We start from the raw sequence: 9,216 nt of genomic DNA on the forward strand, positions 1-9,216 counted from the left end.
GGTCTATACGGGGGTCAGGGCGGGCTCGACCGGGCTGGTGCCGGTGCCGTGCCAGGCGAGGCCCGCCGCACTGAGGGCGCGCGGGTCGAGGTGGTTGCGCGTGTCGACGACGACGGGGCGGTGCAGGCCGGCGGCGACACGGGTCCAGTCCAGGCCGCGGTAGTGCGGCCACTCGGTGCACAGGACCAGCCCGGACGCGCCGTTGGCGGCCTGGTGGGGGTCGTCGACGACGGTGATGCCGGCGGGAAGTTCGGCGTGCCGGATGACGGGGACCGCGGGATCGTGGGCGGTGAGTTCGGCGCCGCGGCGGGCGAGTTCGGTGGCGATGGCGAGGGCCGGCGAGTCACGCAGGTCGTCGGTGCCGGCCTTGAAGGTGAGGCCGAGCAGCCCGATCCGCACGCCGGCAAGTGAGCCGTCGGTGCCGCCGCACAACCGGGAGATCTTCGCGGCGATCCTGGTCTGCTGGTGGGCGTTGGTGTCGATGGCCGCCCGTACCAGCGGGAAGTCGATGCCGAAGGAGTCGGCCGTGCCGAGCAGGGCGCGGGTGTCCTTGGGCAGGCAGGAGCCTCCCCAGCCGGGTCCGGGACGCAGGAACGCGCCGCCGACGCGGTGGTCCTGGCCAAGGGCCGCGGTGACCCGGCCGATGTCGGCGCCGACCTGTTCGCACAGCTCGGCGAGGGTGTTGACGTAGGACAGCTTGACGGCGAGGAAGCAGTTCGCCGCGTACTTGACGACTTCGGCGCTGGCCGCGTCGGCGAGGACCACGGGCGCGTCGACTCCGGCGTACAACTCGGCGACCTGCGCGGCGGCCCACGGACTGGCGGAGCCGATCACGACCCGGTCGGGCTGGAGGAAGTCGCTGACGGAGGTGCCCTCGCGGAGGAACTCGGGGTTGCTGACCACACCGACATCGGTGCGGCCGAGGGCGGCGGTGATACGGGCCGCGGTGCCGACCGGCACGGTCGACTTGGTGACCAGGACGCTGTCGGGTTCCAGCAGGGGGCGGATCTCCTCGACGACGGCGTCCACGGCGGTGAGATCGGCGCGTCCGTCGGGCCCGGTGGGGGTACCGACGCAGATGAACACGGTGCGGGCGCCGCGTACGGCGTCGGCGGCGCCGATGACGAAGCGCAGGCGGCCCGCGTCGAGCCCGGCGCGCACGAGCTCGGGCAGGCCCTCCTCCAGGATGCGCACGTCGCCGCGGTTGAGTTCCGCGACCTTCACCGGGTCCAGGTCGGCGCAGACCACCCGGTGCCCGAGCTGCGCCAGGCAGGCGCCAGCGGTGAGTCCGACATAGCCGGTGCCGATGACGGCGATGGTGTGGCGGTGCACGGCAGCCACCTCGATTCTCCGTTGCTTCACTGCGATCAGACGCCGATGAGCCCCGCGCTGATGGACGCCGCGGCGCGGACGGCCAGGGCCACGCTGTACAGCGTCGGGTTGACGGCGGTGGCGGTCGGGATGACCCCGTTGCCGCCGACATATAGGTTGTCGAAGCCCCAGACGCGGCTGTCGGTGTCGCACACCGAGGTGCCGTCGTCGGCGGGGCCCATGCGCACGGTCCCCTGGTAGTGCTTGGAGCTGCCGGCGGGGAACAGTTCGGGTCGCTCCAGGAATTCGCCGCCGAGCACCTCGGCGACGGCCTCCTGGTCCGCGCGGGCCTGTTCGGCACCCGCGAGGTCGCGCTCGGTCAGGTCGTAGTGGATGGTCATCCTGGGCATGCCGTAGGCGTCGGCCGCGCTGGTGGAGAACTCGACGCGGTCCTCGGCGCGGATCTCCTTGGCGCCGTACCAGACCATGCCGACGAACAGCGCCGGGTCAACGCCCTCCAGCGGCGAGGTGTCGATGGTCATCACCTGGCCGTGGCTGCGGCGGCCGGGGTCGGCGAACGGCACCCGGAAGCGGCCGGTCTCCAGGTCACGGATGTCGCCGCCGAACTCGACCGTGCCGCGGGCCGCGAGGCCTGCGGTCGGGCCGTCCTTGACGTGAACGGAACTGACCGTTTTCGGCTGGTCGTTGAGGTGGCGGCCGAGGGCCTCGGGGCGGATGCCGGAGGCCCACAGCAGCTGCGGGGTGCGCAGCGCGTCCGCGGCGACGGCGACGGCGCCTGTCCGGACGGCGAACTCGGTGCCGGTGGGGAGGTGTTCAAGGAGGGCCCCGGTGATCCTGCGCCCGGTGAACAGCAGACGCCGGCACATGGTCTCGTCGGCGATGCGGAAGCGTCCGTCGCCCGCGCTGGCGTCGGCGTGGGCGAGCGGGCCGAGGACGGTGTCGGGTCCGGCCCACAGCGGCCGGCGTCCCAGGCGGGGGGTGCAGGCGAGCGGCATGGTGCCGACGCCGCGGCCCACCGGGTAGTCGCCGTCGAAGAGTTGCCCAAGCGACTTGAGCACGAGGTCGCCGGCATCGGTGGCGGGATAGGCGTCGTAGGTGACGTTCAGCAGGCTCTCGGCGACAGACAGGGAGGCGTCGAGGTCCTCGCCGGGCAGGAACGGCAGCCGTTCGGTGTCCAGGGGGCGGGGGGCGGTGCAGGCCCAGTGCACCCCCATGCCGCCGATGTTGCTGGACAGGACCGCAGCGGGCATTCCGAACTGCTCCGGATCGTCGTCGCGTCGTGGCCGCACCAGGTGCGTGCCGCAGTCCGCGTACTTCTTCACCAGGGCGCCGTCCTCACCGGGCGCGGTCTCGGGATCACGCCCCTGGGAACGGGCCTGGGCCGCGGCCCGTTCCGGTGCGGGCAGGTTGCCGAGGTGCAGCCCGGCCTGCCCGGTCAGGCACGGCCCGAGGTCAGCCATCAGGATCCGGGCGTGCGGTACGGCGTCGTACACGCGGCGGGCGATGGCCGATCCCACCGGGCCGCTTCCGACGACGAGCAGGTCGACCGTCAGCGGACGTTCGGGACAGCTCATGGTGGCGCGACTCTCCTTCTGTTCGTGCGGTGGGGGGAGGCGTGGCGCCCGCGTCAGTGGACCGCGCGGCTGGCGGCGTAGTACTGGCGGACCTGTCGGGCGAAGTCCGGGTTCATCTGGGCCTTGACGAGGATCTCGGCCGGCGGGGTGCACTCGTGGTCGAGGTCGTCGGAGAACTTGGTCAATCCGGCGTGCAGTTGGGCCTCGATGACGGCGGGCCAGGCATTGGGGATGCGCCACTCGTCCTCGTATCCGGTGGCGAGCAGGTGGGTGACGGCGGTCTCGACGATCTCGGCGCGGCTGTGGGCCTGGGTGGGCTTGCGGACGGGCTGGAACACGGACAGGTCGTGGCGGGTGTTCTCGCCGAGGATCCTGCGGGCCATCTCGTCGGCGAGCAGCGGCGACAGGTGCAGGCCGTCGCGGTAGGTGCCGGTCATCATCCACAGGCCGTCGAGTCCGGCGCTGCCGACGAGCGGGAAGCCGTCAAAGGCGACGGGCCGGTTGCCGACCTGGATCTTCTCGATGCCGCTGGTGTCGAGGTCGCGGCGGAGCTGGCGCAGGGCGCAGCCGAGCAGGAAGGTGGCGTCGCGGATGGACGGCACGTCGGCGGGCTCGGGCTCGATGGCGTTGGTGGCGCCGAGGTAGACGTGGCCCTGGCCGCGCGGCACGAGGTGCAGACCGCAGGCGAAGGCACGGTTGGGGGTGCGCAGCACGCTGGTGGGGCCGGTCACGTTCGGTTTGACGCGGGCGACGACGGAGACGCCGACTCCGGCGCACAGTCGCGGGATCGTGCCGCTCAGGGCGGGCACGGTGTCGAGGAGTGTCTGGGAGGCGGCTCCGGCGGCGAGGACGACCTGGCCGGCGATGAGGGTGTCGCCGCTGGTGAGCCTGACGCCGTCGATGCGGTCACCGTGGGTGACGACGCTCTCGCCGAAGCCGTCGAGGAGGGTGCCGCCCGCCTTCAGGTACGCGGTCTGCAACCGGGCCAGCAGGCGGCCGGCGTCGACGGCGTGCTCGCCCGGGATGTACATGCCCATCAGGGGCCGGGCCAGCGGGTCGGGGTCGAGCCAGCCGAGGCCGGCCGGGTCGATGTCCTCGTACGGCTCCTTGTACTCGTCGAGGGTCCTGCGGATGGCGGCGTAGTTGGCGGAGTCGATGCCGGGCACGCCCACCGAGTTCAGCAGCATCACGGTGCCGTCGGCGCAGCGCAGTTCGTCGTCCTCGCCGGTCTCCTCGGACAGTTGGTCCAGCCAGTCGTCCCACAGCCGGGTGGCCTGGACGCCGAGGTCGAGTTTGGCTCGGCCCTGCTCGCTTGCGACGAGGGTGGAGGTGACCTCGCCGAAGGTGCCGAGCATGGCGCCGGCGGCGGTGGATGCGGCCCAGGGCCGGTCGGTGCGGCCGAGGACAGCCACCCGGGTGCCTCGGCGGGCGAGGGTGAGGCCCAGGGACAGGCCGAGGACACCATTGCCGACGACGAGGACCTCGAAGGTCCGGCTGTCCGGGTAGTCGCTGGTCATCGCTTTCGTTCCCATCCTGTGTACCGCCGCGCCGGGCGTGGGGTGTGCGGGGTCGGTGTCGGTGTCGGGGTCGTCGGGCTCCGGCGATCGTCAGGCGGCCGGGGTGGTGCCGGTGCGCGGCAGTTCGGCCAGGACCTTGGCCACGGCGGTCGCGACGTCGTCGACGTCCTGACGGGTGCCGAGCAGGGCCTGGTGCGGGATCAGCACGCCGTCGCGGCCGACGCGTTCGGCGTGGGGGCAGCGCTCGGCCATGTCTTCGGGCTGGGTGCCCTCGGTGGCGCCGGTCCAGAAGGCGTCGGTGCGGTACAGGGGCGGGTGGCTGCCGAAGGCGGGGATGCCCTCCATCAGCAGCGCGAGGGTGACGGTGTCGCGGTCGAGCCCGCCTAGTTCGTCCTGGTCGAGGATGAACGTGGTCATGTAGTGCGGGGTGCTGGTGCAGCGCGGGTCGCGGCCCTGGAGCCGGATGCCTGGGATCTCACGGAGCGCGGCGGCCAGTTCAGTGTAGCGGGCTGCGCGCCGGGCGTTCTGGTCGTTGAACCGGGCCAGTTGGGCGCGCAGCAGGGCCGCGGTGAGTTCGGAGATTCGGAAGTTGGATGATGCGGTTGCCAGATGGAGTTGGCGGGTGCGGCCGCAGTTGTGCCGTATCCAGGCGTTTTCGTAGGTGTCCTCGTCGGGCAGCAGCAGGGCGCCGCCCTCCCCTGCGGTGAGCACCTTGGTGCTCTGGAAGGAGAAGGTGGCGACGGAGCCGAGGGTGCCGAGGCCCTTGCCGTGCCAGGTCGCGCCGTGGGCCTGCGCGGCGTCCTGGATCACGGTGACGCCGCAGACCCCGGCCCAGGCGGTGATCGCGTCCATGTCGGCGACGTGGCCGCCGATGTGGACGGGGATCACCGCACGGGTGCGGTCTGTGACGGCGGCGTCGAGGGCGGCCGGGTCGAGACAGAAGGTGTCCGGGGTGACGTCGACCGGCACCGGGACGCCCCCGCGCCGCTGGACGGCGGTGGAGGTGGCGACGAAGGTGTAGGCGGGGACGATCACCTCGTCACCGGGCTCGATCCCGGCGAGTTCCAGGGCGAGTTCGAGAGCGTGCGAGCCGTTGGTGACGGCGAGCGCGGCCGGTGCCTGGTGGAGTTCGGCGAACTCGCGCTCGAACGCCTGGACCTCCTTTCCGCCGTGCCGGCCCCATTCGCCCTGCTGCAGGGCGCGGGCGAGGGCGAGGCTCTCGGTCTCGTCGTACTCGGGCCAGCGCGGGAAGGAATGTGTCCGCACCTTGGGCCCGCCGTTCAGAGCCAGCATGGCCTCTCCTTCTCGGGGTGGTCGCCGCGGGACAGGAGGTCAGCCGGGGTAGGAGCCGAACGCGGTGCGGGTGCCGTACGGGTCGAGCTGCATGGTGAGCCCGCACTCTTCCTCCCAGCGCTTGGTGATCTCCACGCCCTCGGAGCGTTGGACGTCGTCGAGCATCACGCTGGCGCCGGGGGCGAGGTGGTCCTTCAGGACGGGTACGGCCGGGTAGCGGGCCATCTTGCGGCCCTGCTCCCAGCCAGGCGGGCCGTCGACGAGCAGCAGGTCGATCAGGCCGTGCTTGTCGGTGAAGGCGCCGACCTCGTCGGCGACGGTCTGCGGCTCGTACCACTCGACGTGTTTGACGGCGGCCGGGTGCTCGGCGAGCGGGGCGTGCACGACGCGGGCGACCTCGCTCAGGCCCTCCTGCGCCAGCTGGTTGTTCACCCACCGGGCCCACTTCTCGTCGTGTTCCAGGGAGAGCACGTTGCCGTATCCGCGCTGGGCGAGGTAGCGGGCGAACACGATCGTGGAGGTGCCGCTGCCGCACTCGACAAGGACCTTGCGGTCGCCGAGGGTGATGTCGTCGAGCAGCTTGATCAGTGCACCGGGTCGCAGCGACCACACGGAGAACGGCAGGTACGGGCCGTTCAGCAGCGGGGCGAGCCGGATCCACGAGGCAAGGTCGTAGAAAGCGCGGAGGAACTGCGAGTCCATCTGGCTGCTCCTGTCTCGATTGAGGTTCAGCGCCCGGCGAGGGCGACGAGGTGGTCGACGGCGGCGGTGACCTGGGGCAGCGCGAGCATGTGCCGCTGCGCGCCGCGCACCCCGTGGGTGTGACTCGGGTCGCTCAGCAGCCGGTTGACGGTGTCGGCGACGTCGTCGGCTCCGGCACTGGGCACCCGCAGCCCGAGCCCGAGTTGTTCGACGCGGCTCGCGTTGTGTGCCTGGTCGCTCAGTTCGGGCAGCACGGCCATGGGGACGCCGGCCCGGACGGCCTCGCGGACGCTGTTGTAGCCGCCGTGGGTGAACAGGAGCTGGGCGGTCTCCAGCAGCAGCGGCTGCGGGATGCTGTCGAAGAGGTGCACGTTGGTGCCGACGGCGGAGGGGTCCACGGGCATGCCGCGGGTGGCGACGACAGCGGTGCAGTCCACCTGGGAGAGGCCCTTGACGATGGTGGTGAGCGGGTTGGCGTCGCCGGGCATGAGGGCGTCCACGACCAGTGCCGGGTCGGCCTGGATGTCCATGCGTTCGAAGAGGTGTCCGGTGACCATGCCGTCGAGGAACAGGGTGAGGATCCGCGGGAAGACGGCGCTGTGCATCAGCGAGGCGAACACGTTGGTGCTGGAGACCACCACGAGCGGCTTGTCGCCGGGGAGGTCGCGCAGCCACTCGGGTCCGGTCTCGGTGCGCACGATGGCGGACGGCTGCTGGTAGGCGAAGGTGCCGTCGATCTCATGGGGGCTGAAAGCGTACTCGGGCGGCATGCAGTCGAAGCGGCCGTGGGCATGGATCGCCTCCGCCGAGTCGCTCTCGGGCAGGCCCAGTTCGGCGCGGCGCAGGTTCAGCTCGGCCAGGGCCAGCTTCGCGTCGAGGTACTGGCCGCCGCCGGAGGGCGCGGTGACGTGCGGGATGCCGAGGGTCTCGGCGACCAGGCAGCCGGCGAACTCCACGCCGCTGCGCAGGATGATGTCCGGCTTGAACTCCTCCGCCACATGCAGGAGTTGACGGTAGGCGTCAGTCACGTGAGGACCGCAGGCGGTGGCTAGGAGGGTCTGCGCCGAGAACGGGTCGGCGGGCGAGAAGTCGATGCGCTTCTGGTGCAGCAGGCTGAGCACGATCTCGGCCATGTCGGTGAACAGCGGCAGGACGCGGATGTTCTCGCCCTCGAAGACGTCGGCCATGTCCGGCGGCGAGACCACGGTGACCTCGTGCCCTGCCTCCGCCGCGGCGCGTGCCAGCGGCAACAGGGCGCGTGCGTTGGACGGCGACAGCGCGAGACTGCAGAGAATGCGCACAACCATTCCTTTCCGTACGGAAGCGACGTTCGGCGACTTCGGCGGAGCGGGGCGGGAAGTCGGGCGTTACGCGCCCCCGGACCGTCGGCCACGTCATGATGTGCCGTCGCTCTTGGTGTTTTCCCGAGTGTTCGGCGCTTTCCGCGTCGCTCCGCACCGAACCTAGGCGACCACCGTGCCGGGTCCCAGTTGGGTGTTTCCACTGGCGGGTAACCGGCGGGTGGACAAGGCCACACCTCACGGCCGACGAGTGGAGCGCCGACGTCCGTCGGCTCCTGGCCTGAAGCGACAGCGACCAACGACGTGGATCACGAAGGCGTCCGAGGACAGCCGTTGAGTTGACGCATCCAGCGGCGGCAGCCCGCGCCCGGGGCCGGACCCGCTGCCCCGGACGGGCGGCAGCCCGTCGACCAGCGGCAGAAGCTGGGTGACGTCGACTGCGGTACCCGCCGGTATGCGACACCCGCAGCGGGGTGCCGTGCGCGTCGGCCGGCGCCCGATGCTTCGAGTCCGGGACGTGCACGGTCAAGCGGACTCGGATCCACCTTCGGGCTGCATGGGATCAGGTACATGCCCACCGTGCCACACGAAGATCTTTCCGCAAGCCCCCTGAGACCGTGATCCCGGCGGTCTGCCGCCTTGATGTTGATCTCAACAGCGCGCTTGCCGTGGTTAACCACCTGCCTGTCGGCCCTGTGACGGCGCAAGGATCCACGGGGCACAGGCACACGCTCATGCCGGTGGCCGCGGCCGCTTCCGGGATCCGCTGTCCGTGCACGTCAGGGTGTGCAGGAGCAGCTCGCACACGCCGTCACGGAAGAGGTAACTGCCGGGAGCGGCCGGGGATTGCGCGCAGCGTTCTTCGGGGAACAGCGGGCTGAGGTCTCCTGACGCTGCTCGCGGGCCTGCCCGTCGTCGACAATCGAGTGCCAATGACGGATTCAAGTCGAACCTCAGGAAAAGCTCAAATTTTGAGGGGCCATTTTACTGGATTCGACATCAATCCAGGTGGCTCAACACTGGTGATTACAGTAGTCACATCGAGATAATCTCACCGGCGATAGGCAGTCACGAGACAGCCGCGAAGCGGACATCCCGCACTTTCACCGAGGCCGTGCGTGAGTGCAAGGTCCGGTCAGGTCACGGGGCATGATCACATGTCAAATGAGTATCTTTGCACGGAGACGAACGACACCGGTGAAACCGCGTCAGGCAGTGGCCGAATTGCCATAGTCGGCCTATCCTGCAGGCTGCCCGGGGCCTCAGATCCGGATGCGTTCTGGTCCATGCTCCGGAAAGGCTCGGACGCCCTCGCGGATGTTCCCGCCAAGCGGTTCGGTACGGGTGCCGGTAAGTACTACGGCGGATTCCTCGACCAGGTCGAGCGATTTGATCCGGGATTCTTCGGCATTTCACCGCGCGAAGCCGTGATGGTGGATCCACAGCAGCGGTTGATGCTGGAGCTGGCCTGGGAGGCGCTGGAGGACGCCGGAATTC

7 protein-coding genes and 1 pseudogene are annotated in these 9,216 nt (G+C 70.6%); 1 reads left to right on the top strand and 7 read right to left on the bottom strand.

Features of this window, described 5'->3' with window-relative positions; translation table 11 throughout:
* Positions 1 to 3: 3 nt before the first annotated feature.
* The 7 genes and pseudogenes from FNH08_RS35790 to FNH08_RS54165 form a co-directional block, all read right to left on the bottom strand.
* Positions 4 to 1,341 carry a UDP-glucose dehydrogenase family protein gene (locus FNH08_RS35790; RefSeq protein ID WP_322726033.1) on the bottom strand — a complete coding sequence of 446 codons (1,338 nt, stop codon included), beginning with the start codon at positions 1,339 to 1,341 and terminating at the stop codon, positions 4 to 6.
* Between the two features lie 26 nt (positions 1,342 to 1,367).
* Complete coding sequence (locus FNH08_RS35795; RefSeq protein WP_152775697.1) at positions 1,368 to 2,906, bottom strand: GMC oxidoreductase; 1,539 nt, start codon at positions 2,904 to 2,906, stop codon at positions 1,368 to 1,370.
* 53 nt (positions 2,907 to 2,959) lie between these two features.
* Positions 2,960 to 4,423, bottom strand: coding sequence for an NAD(P)/FAD-dependent oxidoreductase (locus tag FNH08_RS35800; protein WP_152775698.1), 1,464 nt, complete (start codon positions 4,421 to 4,423; stop codon positions 2,960 to 2,962).
* Between the two features lie 90 nt (positions 4,424 to 4,513).
* The gene (locus FNH08_RS35805) at positions 4,514 to 5,716 is read right to left on the bottom strand and encodes a DegT/DnrJ/EryC1/StrS family aminotransferase (protein WP_152775699.1); all 1,203 of its coding nucleotides are present in this window, start codon (positions 5,714 to 5,716) and stop codon (positions 4,514 to 4,516) included.
* 39 nt (positions 5,717 to 5,755) lie between these two features.
* Positions 5,756 to 6,418, bottom strand: coding sequence for a class I SAM-dependent methyltransferase (locus FNH08_RS35810; protein ID WP_152775700.1), 663 nt, complete (start codon positions 6,416 to 6,418; stop codon positions 5,756 to 5,758).
* A 26-nt stretch (positions 6,419 to 6,444) separates the two neighbouring features.
* Positions 6,445 to 7,719: a glycosyltransferase gene (locus FNH08_RS35815; protein ID WP_322726034.1), complete on the bottom strand. Its 1,275-nt coding sequence runs from the start codon at positions 7,717 to 7,719 to the stop codon at positions 6,445 to 6,447.
* A gap of 363 nt (positions 7,720 to 8,082) precedes the next feature.
* Positions 8,083 to 8,273 (bottom strand): annotated as a pseudogene (locus FNH08_RS54165) (IS5/IS1182 family transposase); the annotation flags it as partial.
* Positions 8,274 to 8,876: 603 nt separating this feature from the next.
* On the opposite strand from FNH08_RS54165, the gene FNH08_RS35825 reads away from it, so the two are divergent.
* A partial coding sequence (locus FNH08_RS35825; RefSeq protein WP_152775702.1) for a beta-ketoacyl synthase N-terminal-like domain-containing protein occupies positions 8,877 to 9,216 on the top strand: 340 nt, incomplete at its 3' end.

Source organism: Streptomyces spongiae, assembly GCF_009377185.1.
Lineage (GTDB): Bacteria > Actinomycetota > Actinomycetes > Streptomycetales > Streptomycetaceae > Streptomyces > Streptomyces spongiae.